Annotated in this window: 12 protein-coding genes; 4 read left to right on the plus strand and 8 right to left on the minus strand. The window is 58.6% G+C overall.

Annotated elements, in window-relative coordinates:
* Nucleotides 1–61 precede the first annotated feature (61 nt).
* Nucleotides 62–2,053 (minus strand): methyl-accepting chemotaxis protein, encoded by a 1,992-nt coding sequence (locus ACA053_RS13645; protein ID WP_497395920.1) that lies wholly within the window; start codon nucleotides 2,051–2,053, stop codon nucleotides 62–64.
* A gap of 367 nt (nucleotides 2,054–2,420) precedes the next feature.
* Between ACA053_RS13645 and ACA053_RS13650 the strand changes: the two genes are divergently transcribed.
* On the plus strand, nucleotides 2,421–2,954 hold the full coding sequence (locus ACA053_RS13650; protein WP_109630794.1) for a hypothetical protein: 534 nt from the start codon (nucleotides 2,421–2,423) through the stop codon (nucleotides 2,952–2,954).
* A gap of 46 nt (nucleotides 2,955–3,000) precedes the next feature.
* On the opposite strand, the gene ACA053_RS13655 is transcribed toward ACA053_RS13650, so the two are convergent.
* Nucleotides 3,001–3,996, minus strand: coding sequence for an aldo/keto reductase (locus ACA053_RS13655; protein WP_497395922.1), 996 nt, complete (start codon nucleotides 3,994–3,996; stop codon nucleotides 3,001–3,003).
* Nucleotides 3,997–4,114: 118 nt separating this feature from the next.
* Here ACA053_RS13655 and ACA053_RS13660 point away from each other — a divergent pair, with 118 nt between their 5' ends.
* Nucleotides 4,115–5,026 carry a LysR family transcriptional regulator gene (locus ACA053_RS13660; protein ID WP_497395924.1) on the plus strand — a complete coding sequence of 304 codons (912 nt, stop codon included), beginning with the start codon at nucleotides 4,115–4,117 and terminating at the stop codon, nucleotides 5,024–5,026.
* A 3-nt stretch (nucleotides 5,027–5,029) separates the two neighbouring features.
* Here the strand turns inward: ACA053_RS13660 and ACA053_RS13665 are convergent, their stop codons facing one another.
* The 5 genes from ACA053_RS13665 to ACA053_RS13685 are packed head-to-tail and all read right to left on the minus strand — an operon-like array spanning nucleotide 5,030 to nucleotide 12,103.
* Complete coding sequence (locus tag ACA053_RS13665; protein ID WP_109630801.1) at nucleotides 5,030–5,965, minus strand: GNAT family N-acetyltransferase; 936 nt, start codon at nucleotides 5,963–5,965, stop codon at nucleotides 5,030–5,032.
* Nucleotides 5,965–7,254: a phenylacetate--CoA ligase family protein gene (locus tag ACA053_RS13670; protein ID WP_497395926.1), complete on the minus strand. Its 1,290-nt coding sequence runs from the start codon at nucleotides 7,252–7,254 to the stop codon at nucleotides 5,965–5,967. Before ACA053_RS13670 ends, ACA053_RS13665 begins: the two co-directional genes overlap by 1 nt.
* Nucleotides 7,255–7,305: 51 nt before the next feature.
* Nucleotides 7,306–9,708: an aldehyde dehydrogenase family protein gene (locus ACA053_RS13675; RefSeq protein ID WP_497395928.1), complete on the minus strand. Its 2,403-nt coding sequence runs from the start codon at nucleotides 9,706–9,708 to the stop codon at nucleotides 7,306–7,308.
* Nucleotide 9,709: 1 nt separating this feature from the next.
* Nucleotides 9,710–10,840 carry a LuxE/PaaK family acyltransferase gene (locus ACA053_RS13680; RefSeq protein ID WP_497317851.1) on the minus strand — a complete coding sequence of 377 codons (1,131 nt, stop codon included), beginning with the start codon at nucleotides 10,838–10,840 and terminating at the stop codon, nucleotides 9,710–9,712.
* Nucleotides 10,841–10,861: 21 nt separating this feature from the next.
* Complete coding sequence (locus tag ACA053_RS13685) at nucleotides 10,862–12,103, minus strand: MFS transporter (protein ID WP_497317853.1); 1,242 nt, start codon at nucleotides 12,101–12,103, stop codon at nucleotides 10,862–10,864.
* A 587-nt stretch (nucleotides 12,104–12,690) separates the two neighbouring features.
* Between ACA053_RS13685 and ACA053_RS13690 the strand changes: the two genes are divergently transcribed.
* A complete protein-coding gene (locus ACA053_RS13690; protein ID WP_008024801.1) occupies nucleotides 12,691–12,879 on the plus strand; it encodes a hypothetical protein in 189 nt (62 codons plus the stop codon).
* A gap of 17 nt (nucleotides 12,880–12,896) precedes the next feature.
* On the opposite strand, the gene ACA053_RS13695 is transcribed toward ACA053_RS13690, so the two are convergent.
* Nucleotides 12,897–13,268: a fe2+ zn2+ uptake regulation protein gene (locus tag ACA053_RS13695; RefSeq protein WP_497317855.1), complete on the minus strand. Its 372-nt coding sequence runs from the start codon at nucleotides 13,266–13,268 to the stop codon at nucleotides 12,897–12,899.
* A gap of 244 nt (nucleotides 13,269–13,512) precedes the next feature.
* Here ACA053_RS13695 and pvdQ point away from each other — a divergent pair, with 244 nt between their 5' ends.
* Complete coding sequence (gene pvdQ / locus ACA053_RS13700) at nucleotides 13,513–15,858, plus strand: bifunctional acylase PvdQ (protein ID WP_497395930.1); 2,346 nt, start codon at nucleotides 13,513–13,515, stop codon at nucleotides 15,856–15,858.
* The last annotated feature ends 28 nt before the right edge of the window (nucleotides 15,859–15,886 follow it).

Below are 15,886 nucleotides of genomic sequence, written 5' to 3' on the forward strand. Positions count from 1 at the left end.
ACCACAACCTTTTACTACACCAGCTCCCTGGCCACAGGGAGCTTGTGTCATCGGGCAGCGGTCAACGCACCTTGAATCGCCCCATGATTGAGCTGACGCGCGCGTTGGCTTGCAGCAGTTGCTGGGTGTTGAGCTCACTGGCCTGGCCGCTTTTCACCAGCTCATCCACCATGTGGCGGATTTGCACCATGCTGCGGTTGATCTCTTCGGTTACCGCGCTTTGCTGCTCGGCGGCGGTGGCGATCTGCGTGCTCAGGCTGTTGATGTGGCTGACCGAGCCGGCCATTTCATCCAGCCCCGTGTTGACCCGCGCCGTGGCATCGGCGGCGGACTGGCAGCTGGCCTGGGTGTTTTCCATGGCGCTCACCGACGAACTCACGCCTTGGGTCAGGCGCTTGAGCATTTCATTGATTTGCGAGGTGCTGGCCTGGGTGCGAGCGGCGAGGGCGCGGACTTCATCGGCGACCACCGCGAAACCGCGACCTTGCTCACCGGCCCGGGCTGCTTCGATGGCGGCGTTGAGCGCCAGCAAGTTGGTTTGCCCGGCAATCGCGCCAATCACCCCGAGAATCTCGGTGATGCGCTGCGCATCCTCCTGCATGCTTTCGACTTTATGAGTAGCGCTCGCCACCTCGTCGATCAACGCGATCACGCTGCTGGACGCTTCTCCGACCACGACCCGCGAACGGTCGGCGTTTTCGTTGGCGCGTTGGGTGAAGGCCGCGGTTTCGGCCGCATTCTGCGCGACGCTTTCAGCCGTCGAACTCATCTCGGTAATCGCCGTCACCGTCTGATCGGTTTCAGACGCGTGCCGCACCAGAATCTGGCTGGTGTGGGCCGAGGTGCGTTGCAGGTTGTCGAGGCTGGACGCCATGGCGCCGGTGGCCTGGGTGACTTCGCCGATCATGTTCTGCAGATAAATGATGAACGCGTTGACCGAGTGCCCGATGGCGCCCAGTTCGTCTTCGGCGCGGATGGTGATGCGCTTGGTCAAATCGGCATCGCCAGCGGACAGGGCGTCGATGTTGGCCTTGAGGATTTTCATGCGCTGGATCAGTTGGCGAATCGCGTAGATCTGCAGCAACACCAGCAGGATCACCATCGGAATTTGCAGCAGGCTCAAGGTGCTGAGCACGTCGTCACGCTGGGCGGTGATCAGCTTGGTCGGCAGGGCGGTGGCGAGGAACCACGGCGTGCCTTCGATCGGGCGCATGAAGAAGGTGTTGGCTTCGCCGTTGTTGTCGAACTCGACACGCTGCGACTGATCACGGTTTTGCAGGCCGGCCTTCACTTGACTGGCGAATGGCGAGTTGCCGGCCAGTTCACTGATGTTCTTCAGCACAATCGGCCCATTGATCCGCGAGCTGTTGCTGATGATCTTGCCGTCGGCCTCGACGATCAGCATTTGCGCGCCGAGGTCTTTTTCCTTGCGCGCGATCAGGTCATTGAAAAAGCCCAGGGTCACGTCGATGGTCGAGACGCCATACGCCGCACCATTTTTCTGAATGGCCATGGCGCAGTTGGTGCGTGGCTCGGCGCTGGCGTCATCTTTGTAGGCCGCGGCCCAGGCGCATTGGCCTCGCGGGGTTTGCATGCCGCCCTTGTACCAGGTCTGGTCGTAGTAGTTGGGGGCTGCGTCGCTGTTCCAGAATGTATTGACCGCCAGCTTGCCCGAGGCATCGCGGTGCCAGAACGTGCTGAATTTGTTACGCCCGGCTTCGCGCTGGCCTGGCAACGGCCAGATCCCGCCGCCGAAGACTTTCAACTCGCCATATTGGTCGACCAGGCCCGGCAGCACCGTGTCGATGGCGGCGCTGTCGAGCAGCGGAATGGTCTGGGTGATGCTGCGTTGTTGTGCCTGAACCTTGTTCAGCTCGCCCTGGATGTGCTCGGCCACTTCGGCGATGCGGTTGAGGGCGACCTGTTCTTCGGTGTGACGAAGTTTAGGCGCGACCAACTGGCTGATGCCGACCACTGTCAGGACAAATAACAGCAGGATGAACAGGACCAGAAACAGCGTGTAGCGAGCCTGGATGGTGCGGAATGCGGGCATGGGACCGGTCCTTGTGCAGCGTTTTTTATTGTGGTTTTCGATCAAAAGATCGGCGCTTCGAAGGGCTATCGGCCTGCGAAAGACGAGCTTTAGGTACGAACGTACAAGATGCGGGCGGGGTGACGGACGGTCGGGTCATGAAGGTGTCGATGTGGATACAAACGAGGCTGATCAGTTGCCAGTCCAATGACGGCGAGTTGGTATAGACCAATGAATCAAGGCTCTTGGTGCTTTGTATCGTAAATGTACGAAAACTGTAAAAACCGCAAATACTTGTTGGTATGGCAAGTTGCCACGCTGATACTTGGCCGCTCTAAATCGGGGTTAACAAGGAGTTTTTTATGGTCACGCCGTCGGGAGTGCAATCATGACTATCGGCTACGCCGGGGCTTGGACATCCAAGGCAGGTTTATTGGTTCAGGATACGGGCGGCGGCAAGCCTATCAAGCAAAGCGCCCGGATCAAGCAAATGCTGTCACTGGTGGGGAGCAATCCAAACGCGCTGAGCACGGCGAAAATGGATGCAATGAAAATCCATCGAAACGTAAAAGGTTTCGATCCGGAAAATGTCTCCGCCAAACAACTGGGCAATCTCAGTTCCTTTTTGAGAGGCAAGGGACTGATTTCCGACATCACGTGGATGACGTTGATGAATGCCGGCGACAAGTTTGACCGGTTCGGCGTGCAGAAAGACCCGGATGCAAAATTCAATGCGCTGGAGTATTTCGCCACGCAACTGGACACCATCCAGAGCAACAGCATCAAGGGCGACAAGTATTCCGCTGGCCTGATCCCGGAATTCAAGACGGCAATTTACGTACTGCAGAACTTGCAGACCTACGGCAAGGGCAATGGCACGACGGTGCCTCCTACCGATGGTGGCGTCAGCTCCAAGGCCTGACGCTCGGTAATGCTGGCCCACTCAGACTGAGTGGGCCAGGCGTCGGTTACCGGTCAAGCAACTTCATGACTTCCTCTGGATAGCGCAAGCCGGCGGTGGCATTGGCCGGGAAGATCGCCTCCAGCGCGTGCAACTCGTCACGGCTGAGTTTTATTTCCAGTGCAGCAACATTCTCTTCAAGGTATCTACGCTGTTTGGTCCCCGGAATCGGGATCAGATAATCACCTTGCGCGAGCACCCAGGCCAACGCCAGTTGGCCCGCTGTCACCCCTTTGTCGACGGCCAGGGCCTGAACTTGCTGCACCAGCAACAGGTTCTTCGCAAAATTATCCCCTTGAAAGCGCGGGCTGAAGCGACGGTAATCGTCGGCGGCGAAGTCATCCGCGCTTTTCAGTGCGCCCGTCAGAAAACCTCGACCCAATGGACTGTAAGGGACGAAGGCAACGCCCAGGCGCTGACATGCGGCCAGGCAACCATTTTCTTCCTGATCGCGGCTCCACAGCGAATATTCACTTTGCAGGGCGCTGATGGGATGAACCTTGTGCGCGCGCTCCAGCGTGTCGGCTGACGCTTCACTCAAGCCCAGATAACGCACCTTGCCGGCTTTGACCAACTCGGCCATTGCGCCGACCGTTTCCTCGATGGCCACCTGCGGATCGATGCGGTGCTGGTAGTACAAATCCAGGGTTTCAACGCCCAGGCGTTTAAGCGTGCCGTCGATAGCGTCGCGAATGTACTCCGGGCGACCGTTGACGCCCCGGGCGCCGGGGTTGGACGGATCGCGGACGATGCCGAATTTGCTGGCCAGGAACACCTGCTCGCGCTTGCCGACAATGGCCTTGCCGATCAGTTCTTCGTTGGTGTGCGGGCCGTACATGTCAGCGGTGTCGAGCAGGTTGATCCCCAATTCCAGCGCCCGATGCAGGGTGGCGATGGCTTCGCGGGTGTCAACACCGGTCGTGTAGAAATCGGTCATGCCCATGCAGCCCAGACCGATGGCCGAAACCTGCGGGCCATTTTTGCCCAATTGACGTGTTTGCATAAAATCAACTCCCTGTGGTGTAAGACCCCAGTGTTGACCTCGACAGAAACAAGATAAACCGGGTAAAACTGCTATCACTGTTTGCAAATTCTAAACAATCACTTGGAGCGCTCTGACCATGGACCGCTTTAACGCCATGCGCGTGTTCACCCGAATCGTCGAGTTGGGCGGCTTTGCCAAAGCGGCAGACAGCCTGCAGTTGCCCCGCGCTTCGGTGACCATCCTGATCAAGCAGCTTGAAGCGCATCTTGGTGTGCAACTGTTGCAACGGACCACGCGGCAAATCAGCCTGACCCTCGACGGTGCGGCCTACTACCCGAGATGCGTGCGATTGCTGGCTGATCTGGAGGAAACCGAAGCAGTGTTCTCCGCCGCTCGCCAGAACCCCAAAGGCCTGCTGCGAGTGGACATGCCGTCCGGGATCGGGCGTTTGATCGTGATTCCCGCATTGCCGCACTTCACCCGTCGCTATCCCTTGATCGAACTGGACATCGGCTTGAATGACCGACCTGTCGACCTGATTCGTGAAGGCGTCGATTGTGTGCTGCGCGGCGGTTCGGCGCTGGATGACTCACTGGTGGCGCGGCCGCTGGTCATGCTCGATCAGGTGACCTGCGCCAGCCCCGATTATGTGGCGCATTACGGCGCCCCCCAAACCCTGGCGGACCTCGAGGGCCATCGGATGGTGGAGTACTTCTCCAGTGCAACCGGAAAACGCTTCGGCCTGGACTTCATGATCAACGATCAAATCCGCCAGGTAGATCTGCCCAAGCATGTCTCGGTCAACAGTGCTGATGGTTACATTGCGGCCTGCGAGGCAGGCTACGGGCTGGTGCAGACACCGTACTACCACGTTGCCCGTCAATTGAAGGAAGGGCGTTTGTGCGAAATCATGAAATCGACGCCGCCCCCCGGAATGCCATTGACGGCCCTCTATCCCCCACACCGCCAGTTGTCCCGGCGGGTAAGGGTGTTTGTCGACTGGCTGGTGGAGCTTTGCGCGCAGCCGGGCAATGACTTTCACAGATAAGACTCAAGCAGCTGAGCGAGCGCTGGCCAGTGTTTCGGTATTGCGCTGCAAGTCGTCGTGCAGCTGTTGCATGTAGGGGCAATGCAGGTTGAGGGATCGAGGCTGCGCTCCTCTATGAAACAGGGCGAACCATCCATGATTGCCGGGTGCGGGCATCAACCCGGTGAAGGTGAAACCCAGCAGCGTCAAACTGCGCAGGTCTTCGGTGAAGTGCCGTGATAACGCAACCCGGGTCGAGATCATCCAGTGACCGGGCAATTGCCGGATCTGGTCGAGCAGGCGTTTGCTCAAGCGCTGAACGACCATGTCGAAGCGGTGATGATGTTGCTTGATCTGCAAGGGCATCGAAGGTGGTGCTGGTATTTGCGGATGAGTCCCGAACAGCGAACACAGGTGCTGCATAAATCCTCGATAGCGCTCAGGCCAGGGAATGTCAGGGAGCGGGCGCGCGTGGCCTTCAACCACGTAGCAACCCATCACAATGGTTTCCGGGTGCGGCTCGCCGAAGGGCGAAGGGACGTAGTCGGGAAGCACGCCCGTGCTGTGGAAGCCGATGTTTGCAGCCATGCGTTGAGTGTACGGGTGGTGGGTCACTTGTTTGATCACGACACTCTTGAAGCCCAGTGGTCCGGCCTGCAACAGTAACTCCCGGCCCAGGCGGGTCGCGATACTTTGCCCCTGCGCGGCGGGATGCACCACGCTGAGCGCCAGTTCCGCAGTTTGCGGGAACACTTCCTGGCACAACGCGGCATGCCCGAGAACCCTTACGTCGTCCACCGCCAGCATCGATTTCCAGCGGCCGTCGGCAATGTGCTGGCTGATCATGTTCGGCAGGTAAACATCCGGTTGAACGTAATGATCGCCATAGACCTCACGAAACAGCTCGCTCACGGCGCGGGCGTCGGAAGGGCGAAAGCGTCGAAAAATCAGGTGAGACATCACGCAGTCTCCAGTGATGGCGCGTCATAGGTGCGCAAATCCAAGACCCGCATCTGTTTTCCCGAGCGAGGGTGAAGCTTCAGTTCGGTGGCGGGGCAGGACAGCACCCGCAGCTCCAGCAACCCTTCGCGATTCAGTTGCTCGAGCGCGGGATAGTGGGTCACAAGCGCTGCATACAGCGCCTGGCACATCGGCGCGGTGGTCAGTGCTGGAACGCCGGGCACCCATTTCACACTGACGATGTCCTTGTAGCCGTCATGTTCGATGCGCAATTGCCACTGATCGGTATCGGCAACGCGCTGGACGATCTGCAGAACTTCGTCGATCAACAACGACATAGACCCCACCCGAACCCGCTGACTATGGGCGCTCCGTCCCTTGAGGGCGAATTTGCGCATCGGGGTTGTGCCTGGCTCACGCCAGCAGGCGCGGTCGCCCACCGGATAACGCAGCAGTGGCATCAGTCGGCGTGTCAGGTTGGTCACCACCAACACTCCAGTACGGTCGCATTCTTCGATGACTTCGCCGGTGAGTTCATCGACGATTTCCAGCAAAGTCTGCGGTTCAAACACCCGATGCTCGCCCAGGGCGCAGTCTCGGCTCGTCGCCCCGATCAGACCCGCATCGACGCTGGCATAGCCGATTGAGGCGATGCGCACGTTGGGAAACACCTGGGTGAATATTGCCATTTGCGGGCCGAACAGGCTTTCGCCGCCGTACAGCAACGTTTCAACCCCACACAGAACCCGCTGATGCTGGTTCAGGTAGGCCGCAAAGCGCAATAACTGCGCCGGCACGCCGACCAGCACGTTGATCCGGTGCTGATCCAGCGCATCCGCCAGGACATCCATGCTGACTTCGCCAGTGAACGGAAACTCACAGATAGACCGTTTGACGTGCGTCAGCGAGTCGTGGATGAACAGAAAGCTGGCATAGAGATCGCCGCTGAAGAACAGATTGGCGACGCGGTCGCCGTTTTTCAGTTGGCAGGAAATACTGTCGCCGAACGTGCTGACCAACGTTTGCCATTCATCCTTGGAATACACCGATAGTTTGCCGTGGCTGGTTGAACCCCCCGTTTTGAACACCAGCCCGTTACTGATCTGTCCGGTCAGTACGGGCCATTCAGTTAGATCGTTACTGTCTGCCCAATAGTCGGCAACATTGGTTAATGGAAGGTCTTTTAAAGTGTTTCCTTCCAATGGCAAGTGTTGCAGGTGTTTGCGATAGAAGTTTGAGTGTTGCCTTATGTAATTCACGAGTTGTTCAAGCGAATAAGGTGTGTTCACCGGGTTCTCTTTTTATCAGGCGTTTCTACGGTTGAAAAACTGGCAACAGGTTTATTTCCTGTTATCGATAACCAACGGTGTTTTCCCGCTGTGTTTGTTTCTGGTGAACCCGGATTCAGCGCACTGGTGAACTTCCACCGTTAACAGTGCAGCGTTCACGGCATTGGCCAATGCTTCATGGTTCAACAAGTTTGCATAAACCTGGTCGGCATTCAGGTTCGCTAGAACCGTCAGTCGCTCCCGGCCATCGAGGGCATGGTCCAGGACCAGTTGAACAGGCAGGCCGACACTCTCCTGTAGTGCCAACGGAGAAATGAATTCCGTGCCCATGCGAATCAGCTTGCCGTGACGCTGCAGCAATTCGAATCGCGGAGAGTCGAGCCCGCACGGACAGGCTCCGGGTATCCAGCGCCCGGTGTCGCCAACGTCGTACCGGCGCACGCTTTGGCCTTGCCGGGCGCGGGAGGTGAATAGCAACCGGCCGACCTCATCGGCCTGCACCGGCACATCGTGTTCGAGATGCACGATTTCCAGATGCTGTGTGTCGCACATCAAATGAAAGACGCCGTCTTCGGTTGCCGTGCAGGCATGCCCCAGCGGGCCGGCGTCGACCGAGCCATAGATCGCCGAGCGAATCGTCAAAACCCCGCAGCTTTCCATCAGGCGCAGGCTGGCCTCGCCGGGGTGCTCACCGCCGAGGAACACTTTGCTGATGCCGGCGTATGCGCGAAGTCGGCTTTGTTCGTTGAAAAACAGGCGGTGCAACGTACTTGGCATGCCGATTAACACGGTAATTCGGTGGTCCACAATCAGCTGGGCAATTTCACTGAAATCATCATTGTGCGGCGCGCCCATTGGGAAGTGCGTAACGCCCATCTGCTCCAGAACCTTGGTGAAACTGGAGAAACCTCCATACAGGCTGCCGCCGTAAAACAGGTTCATCGCCCGGTCTGTTGATGGGTCGAGACCGGCGGCAAACATCCCATCAGCCGCCGCGCGCATTTGCCGTAGAAAGTCGTGATAGCTGAACCCGGCCAGGGCCGGCGTGCCGCTGCTACCGCCGGAACGGAAATACAACTGTGCAGAGGCGTTGATCGGTTGGGTCATGAACGCGGTTTTGTCCATGATCGGTTCGTGACGTGTATCGGGAGCGGGAGGTGGCGCATCGAGCGTTGCCCGACCAGGCACTGCTTCCGGCGGCAGACTCACTGAGAGGCGACGACTGAAGCGTGACAGCGCGTACACGCCGTCATGGGGCTCCCCGGGGTAACCGTCATGAATCGAACCGCACGGGGCGATACGCGTGACGCCGGCATTGACCAGCGTGCGTATCAGCCCGGGCGTCTGTGCAGGTGAGCAAATCAACGCGCAGCTTTGCAGGACCGTGCGCCAAGGCAACAGCGTCTCGGCGATCAAGTGTTGCGGCACCGGTTTGAGTAGCAACGTGCGAAACAACGGCGAGGGCGCGAGCGTCTGGTTGTGATCCCAGATGACTCTCCATCCGGGGCCGGCCCAGACCTGACCAGTCCGGTTTGCAAAGCAATGTTCCAGGCGCGCCATGGCGGTGCGGGTGGTGATCTCCGAAGCCTCCTGGTCTGTCGGAATCAGCGCCGGCCAGTGTGAGGCACGACGTGTGAACGCTTCGGCCAAACGTTCACCCAGGTCCCGCAAAACCGCCGGATCGTTGCTGTCCACCAGTAGCCATTGCGGGCTGGAACACGCTTGTTGATCGAGGCTGCACACTTCATCCACCAACGCGTCCAGCGTCGAAGGGCTAGCCGCGTCGGGCGACAGGTAAGCGAAACTGATCCTGTGGCCCCAATCGATGAAGCGACACCCGGCCGGGATCTGCTGACGAATCGCCTTGAGTGCTTGTTCACCGCCCCAGGCGGCGACACCATCAGCGTGGGTGCAGAGTCGCGTTATCTGAGTAGTGCTGACCGGCAACACCGCAATGAAATCAGCCAGCTTGCCGCGGGTATCGCAGTGCACCAGCGCTGCGAGTAACCGGGCGGTCAATCCATCATCGCTGGAGCTGGGGCGCAGCCAGTTGATGTTACCGGCCAACAGGCTTTCGACGACCGCGCAGAACGCCAGCATCGGCGCATTGCCCGGCGTGATGTGAACCACCAGACCCAGCGGGTGCCAGCTCTCAAAGCACGCTTGGCGGTAATCGATACGCCGCAGGGAGCGCGGTTGCACACCCAACTCTCGCTCAAGCTTGGTGACGAGGTTGCTGCGTTGGCAGAAGTCGACAAGCCCCAGTCGTTGATCGTCGTCGAGGGGCACGTCCAGCCTGCCAGCCTGCAATTGCAGGATAAAACGGGCCGCTGCGTCGATCACGGTGGCGCTGTCGATCGGCGCGTTCAGCAGCCGTGGCAGTTGTGGGTGCAGTTCACCGAGGGCGGTTTCGAGGGTGACGTCGTCACGCAGTTCGCCATGGATCAGGTACATATCAGGCTCCTCCAATCAGTTCAGACGCGGCCATTGCGCAGCTTCGGCTGGCGCTCGTGCCGGCGCGTCCATGCAGTTCAAACCAGTCGGTCTGCAAGCCGCATCCGCAGCTTGATCCGGGGTGCAGCGTCGCCAGATCCCCCATGACCACGGCATGCGCGGGGCTGGAAGAAATGTAGGGCGACACGAACTCCAGCAACCCGCGCCGGCCGTAGGGCAGGACGGTGAAGTCGGATGGATTGCGCACGAAGACCTTCGAATAAACCGGCACATGAAAATGCTGGTGAGCGCACTGGACGTAGGGCACGGCATGCTCGACAGCGCCGTAGCCGTCGCGGCAGCGGGACAGGTCGATACCCAGTTGGCGGTTGATCCGTTCATACAACTGCGACAAAGGAATTTCCTGCGCCGCCTGGGTTTTCCAGCCGCCACCGAGAAACACCAGTGACTCGGCCGGCAACTGCAGATCCGCCACGCCGGTGTCTGCCATGTGTTGCAGCGCGTGGGAAAGGAACGCGGGGAAGCCGAGAATACGCACGGGTAAACCTTCTTCGGCAAACGCCTGCAAGGCGCTGATCACCCCGAACAGATCGAACGCGTGACCTTCTCCGGTCAGGCGCAATCCGTAGGCGACGCGGTTGACCGGCGCGTAACTGCACAAAAACTGGTCGGTGTAGGCGGTACCCAATGTGATGGCGGCCTTGGGTTCATAGCTCAGGAGCAAGTAGTTGCAAGGGGTGTCGGGGGTGTCCCAGCCGTAATGGCGAAAAATGTGGCTCACCATCCCTTGGGCGGCGGCCATGCTGCGCTCGTCGTAGCGCAAGCGACTCTTCTGGCCGCTGGTGCCGGAGGATGTCAGCTCCAGCGCGTCTTCGCCTGTGGGACCGAACAACAAGTGACGTTTGAAATAATGGGCGAAAATCGGTGGCAGCCTTGACCAGTCATCCAGTGTCTCCAGGTCTCGTGCAACGAGACCGTTAGCATTGAGCCAGCGCTCGTAGCCGGGCGTGTGGTGACAATGAAACAGGCTGATTTCCCCCATAGCCTGGTCGAACAGGCCTTCAGGCACGGAATCCAGGCAATAGGGGTGCGTTAACGCGCAAAGCGCATCGGTGTGGGGTAAATGGATCATCGAAGGACCTATCGAGTGGGGTCAGGCAGCAAGCGGGGGAAGGGCGCGCCGCAGGAACAGGCGCAAGGGCAGCAGGCACAAGAGCCCTGCGACACCCGCCATCAGGGCGAAGGATTCGTGACTGACGCCAGCGCCGGCCGCTGCCATCAGCGAGCCGCCGCCGCCCATGACGGCGATCGAAATCATGCCGATCATGGCCGAGACCAGGCCTTTGCTGTCGTCGCTTGAAAATAGCGCGAGCCGGTACAGTGCGGCATTGCTCATGCCCAGGCCGATGGCGTAAAGCGCCAGGGCGCTGATCAGCAAAGGCGTCGACGCACCGTAGACACTGCTGGCGAGCAGCGCGATAAGCCCACCGCAAAACGGCCAAAGCGCGTATCGAATCAGTTGTGGCAACTCATTGTTGGCAATCAATCGGTTGAGTATCAGGTTGCCGAGAATGACTGCCGCAAATACCGGGATTTGCCACAGGCCGTACTCAAGCGACGAAAACCCCTGGTTCTGAATCAGCAGGAGTGGCGCCAGTCCGATCCAGGCGATCAATGGCAGGCTCATCACGCCTAGTGCAACAGAGGCCGTCATGAATCGCAGGTTGGTGAGTAAAGCGACATAGCGGCGAAAGGTGCCACGCCATTCAAAGGGCATTGCAGCCAGGCGCTGACCATCGTGGCGCAAAGTTCCCACGGTCTCCGGCATGAAGATGAACAGCGCAACCCAGGCCAGCACGCCAATGACGCCCAGCAGTAAAAACAGCTCCCGCCAGGAGATCCATTCCAGCAACAAACTGCCCAGCAAGGGCCCCAGAAGAGGTGAAAGCAGGGCAACATTCCCTAGTAGCGCCATGATTTTTACTGCATCGGCTTCGCAGAAGACTTCTTGCAAGGCCGGATAGCTGACGGCAATGACAAACCCCAGCCCCATTCCTTGAACCAGACGCAAGGCGTTGAAGGCATATATGGTTTTCACGTTGAACGTGGCAACGCAGGCCAGGGCGAATAGCCCGCAACCGATAAGCAACATTCTGCGGCGACCGTACTGATCGGACAGCGGCCCGATCAGCCACTGCAGGAGAACGCCCCCGGCTAAATACAAATTAAAGGCATAAGGGACATGCTCGGGACTGGAATTCAGTTGTTGGGTGACAGTTAGCATGGCCGGCATGATCATATCGCTGGCCATATAAGTGAGTAGTTCGAAAAGAGCAATTGCGATGCAAAACCCGAATAATCGAATGGGGCTTATAGTTATCAAGGCGCTGCGCATGGAGTTCCTTCGGGGGGCTTAAGTTATAAAGTAAGTTCTCAGGTGGTGGAGCAAGAATAGTCATTATCGATGAGTAATTTCATTGCGATAAGTGAGACACAAAATTTCAGAAGTTTTGCGGCCCGTCTAGTGCGCGGGTCAGAGAACAAAAGAGAGAGTTTTTGTGAAGTGACGTACATTGGTGCAGGAGAAATCCTACACGAAAATACCCGCTACTAAGCGGGTATATCGAAAAGTCTTACAGGGTGCGTTTGTGTTTTTACAAGTGATTAGTTTTACTTTCGAAGAGGTTTTAACGGTGCTGGTAATAACCAGGTCCACCTCTGTCGTAATGGTGGTCACCGTGCCAGCCCCCGTGGGGGAAAACGATGCAACCGCTAAGGGTTAGCAGAGCGATCAGGGGAATCAGCAACGTGATTCGACGTAACATTTGAAAATCCTCATGGTTATCGCTGCAATAAAGCCAAATCTCTTCATCGGCTGTAACATGAGACCCCGTTTGCAGCGTCCCATTCCCGCACAAAGGTAGGGGCTTGGCATGCTTTCAGATACAAAACGGATACATTTTTCAGGTTCAGGAACTCGCAATGACTCAGTCGCAACGTTTGAAATACTCGATTCTGATCTCCCTGGTGGTGCTGGGGATCATGTTCGGCCTTTCGTATCTGCAAAACGCAGGTGTCATCAGCGAGAAGCTGTTTCAGTACATCGCCATCGGCGTGGCGGTGATCGTGGTGGTGATCAATGGCGTGATGCGTCGCAAGGTCAAGCCTTGAACGACGCATTGAACTGATCAGTCGCGATGAAGCAGGGCTACAGCCTGTGGATGCAGGCTGTAGCTTTTGTCCGCGTTGAGCGTGATTACGCCTTCGCTGCACAAGCGTTTCAACACTTCTCGCACACTGAGAAAGGACAGGGGGATATCCAGGTCCAGCAAGTGGCCATGCACGCCGCGCACGCCCAGGCTGCGCTCGCTTTCGGCGGCGGTCAGCAAGGCGTCGATGACCTTGAGTCGAATCAGACTGGTTCGCAGTCCATAGCTTTTGAGCAGCAACCTGATCCGCTCGTTGCCATTGCGCTCGCCTTGTTGGCTGAAGACCCCGGAGCTCATGGCTGAACCCTTGGGCGCGTGACTACCGTCCGTTGGCAGTTGCGAGTTGTACATGCAAAAACTCCTTTTCCGAGCCGGCCAGGAAATGTGATGGGTGCTCTCATTGAATAAGACGTACGAGCACACCAAATAATGAACGCCCGAATGTAGAAAATTCGTCACCGGCATGTCAGCAGCCTGTGAGATGGCCGGAAAAAGCGCCTTTCAGGGCCTAAATTTTTGTCGTCGATTTCGTTCCTAGGGGAAGGCGCGGTGCGTGTTTGACGCAGGGTGTTTGTCTTTTCGATCAGGAGCGAGCGTGATTATTTCCAGGCAATTAACCAGGTTGAGCCTGGCGGGCATGTTGGTGGGGCTGAGTCTTGCGGCAAGCGCGCGCAGTACGCCCGAGGAGGCGAGCGCCGATATTCGCCGCACCAGTTTTGGTGTGCCGCATATCCGTGCCGAAAACGAGCGTGGTCTCGGTTATGGCATCGGTTACGCCTACGCCCAGGACAACCTGTGCTTGCTGGCCAATGAGATTGTCACCGTCAATGGCGAGCGTTCACACTATTTCGGCCCGGACCAACTGACGGTCGAGGAGCGCGAAAACCAGGTCAGCGATCTGTTCTTCACCTGGCTCAATACCCCTGACGCCGTCGCCGGGTTCTGGAAGGCGCAAACCTCACCAGTGCGTGATCTGGTCGAAGGTTATGTTGCGGGCTACAACCGCTCGCTGAGCGAACGCCGCGCACAGGGTTTGCCGCAGCAATGCCAAGGCGAATGGGTACGCGATATCACCTCGCAGGACCTGGTCAAGTTGACCCGCCGTCTGTTGGTCGAAGGCGGAGTGGGGCAGTTCGCCGAAGCGCTGGCGGGGGCGACGCCACCCAAGGCCGTCACGAAGGCCGCAGGCGAAGGGTCGTCGTTTCAGCTGGCGGCCACGCGCATGCAGCGGTTCGCGCTGGATCGCGGCAGCAATGCGGTGGCGGTCGGCAACGAGCGGTCGTTCAATGGCCGTGGGATGCTGCTCGCCAACCCGCATTTCCCCTGGATTGGCGGGATGCGCTTCTATCAGATGCACCTGACCATTCCCGGCAAGCTGGATGTGATGGGCGCGGCGTTGCCGGGGCTGCCGATGATCAATATCGGGTTCAACCAGCACCTGGCGTGGACCCATACGGTGGACACGTCCAAGCACTTCACCCTGTATCGCCTGCAACTTGATCCCAAGGATCCGACTCGTTACCTGCTTGACGGCAAGTCGCTGCCAATGGACAAGCAAACCGTGACGGTGAACGTGAAACAGCCCGACGGCCAGACCCGAGCGGTGTCTCATGTGGTCTATAGCTCGCAGTTCGGTCCGATCGTGCAGTGGCCCGGCAAACTCGACTGGGACAATCAATACGCCTACAGCCTGCGCGATGCCAACCTGGAAAACGACCGGGTGTTGCAGCAGTGGTACGCGATGAATCAGGCCACCAGCCTCAAGGATTTGCAGGCCTCGGTGCACAAGATTCAAGGCATCCCGTGGGTCAACACCCTGGCGGTGGATAGTCAGGGGCAAACGCTCTACATGAACCTGTCGGTGGTGCCGAACGTCAGCGCCGACAAACTGGCCAAGTGCAGCGACCCGCGCATCGGGTTGCAGATGATCGTGCTCGACGGCTCCAACAGCGCTTGCGCGTGGGACAGCGATCCGAACGCCGCGCAACAGGGTATTTATGGGGCGGACAAGTTGCCGCAACTGCTGCGCAAGGATTACGTACAACACTCCAATGATTCTGCGTGGATGGCCAACCCGGCGCAGCCGCTCACCGGTTTCTCGCCCCTGATCAGTCAGGAAGGCCAGGCACTGGGGCTGCGCTCGCGTTTCGCCCTGGATCGATTGAGCACGCTGAGCAAGGCCGGCCTGATCTCGGCGGCGGATTTGCAACGAATGGTGATGGACGATCAGGTCTATCAGGCCGGGCAAGTGATGCCGGATCTGTTGCAGTTCTGCGCTGGCGATCTGGGCGCCGATGCCGCCACGCTCGCGCCGGTATGTGCGAGCCTCAAGGCGTGGGACCGCAGCGCAAATTTGGACAGCGGGCTCGGGTTTGTTCACTTCCAGAACGTAATGGAACCGTTGCAGCAAGTCCCGGACATCTGGCGAGTGGCATTCGATCCGAAAGACCCGCAACACACACCGCGCGGGCTGGCACTGGATAATCCGCAGGTGAGCCGGGCGATACGCGAAGCAATGCTGGCGTCGGTGGAGCAGGTCAAAAAGCTTGGGCTCAAGGATGACAGCCGTTGGGGCGACATTCAGGTGGTCAGCAGCGGCGGCCAGCAGACGCCGATCCACGGCGGGCCGGGCACGCTGGGCGTGTACAACGCCATCCAGAGTGTGCCGAGGACCGATGGCAAACTCGAAGTCATCAGCGGCACCAGCTATTTGCAAGTGGTGACCTTTGATGACAAAGGCCCGCACGCGCAAGGTCTGCTGGCGTTCTCGTTGTCCAGCGATCCGACATCGAAGTATTCCCGGGACCAGACCCTGGCCTTTTCGAAGAAACAGCTGAGTCCGTTGCCGTTTACCGAGCAGCAGATCACGTCAGATCCGCAGTATCAGGCGCAGACGATCCGCGAGCAGGATGAAAAAGCCGGGAAGGTGGCCGCTCAATAAGAAGAGGGCGGTGCAAGCGACAAATGAA

The organism is Pseudomonas sp. LBUM1672, from assembly GCF_059695655.1.

Coding starts and splice junctions, on each gene's coding strand:
- ACA053_RS13645 (WP_497395920.1), bottom strand. CDS start 2,053: ATGCCCGCATTCCGCACCATCCAGGCTCGCTACACGCTGTTTCTGGTC.
- ACA053_RS13650 (WP_109630794.1), top strand. CDS start 2,421: ATGACTATCGGCTACGCCGGGGCTTGGACATCCAAGGCAGGTTTATTG.
- ACA053_RS13655 (WP_497395922.1), bottom strand. CDS start 3,996: ATGCAAACACGTCAATTGGGCAAAAATGGCCCGCAGGTTTCGGCCATC.
- ACA053_RS13660 (WP_497395924.1), top strand. CDS start 4,115: ATGGACCGCTTTAACGCCATGCGCGTGTTCACCCGAATCGTCGAGTTG.
- ACA053_RS13665 (WP_109630801.1), bottom strand. CDS start 5,965: ATGTCTCACCTGATTTTTCGACGCTTTCGCCCTTCCGACGCCCGCGCC.
- ACA053_RS13675 (WP_497395928.1), bottom strand. CDS start 9,708: ATGTACCTGATCCATGGCGAACTGCGTGACGACGTCACCCTCGAAACC.
- ACA053_RS13680 (WP_497317851.1), bottom strand. CDS start 10,840: ATGATCCATTTACCCCACACCGATGCGCTTTGCGCGTTAACGCACCCC.
- ACA053_RS13685 (WP_497317853.1), bottom strand. CDS start 12,103: ATGCGCAGCGCCTTGATAACTATAAGCCCCATTCGATTATTCGGGTTT.
- ACA053_RS13690 (WP_008024801.1), top strand. CDS start 12,691: ATGACTCAGTCGCAACGTTTGAAATACTCGATTCTGATCTCCCTGGTG.
- ACA053_RS13695 (WP_497317855.1), bottom strand. CDS start 13,268: ATGTACAACTCGCAACTGCCAACGGACGGTAGTCACGCGCCCAAGGGT.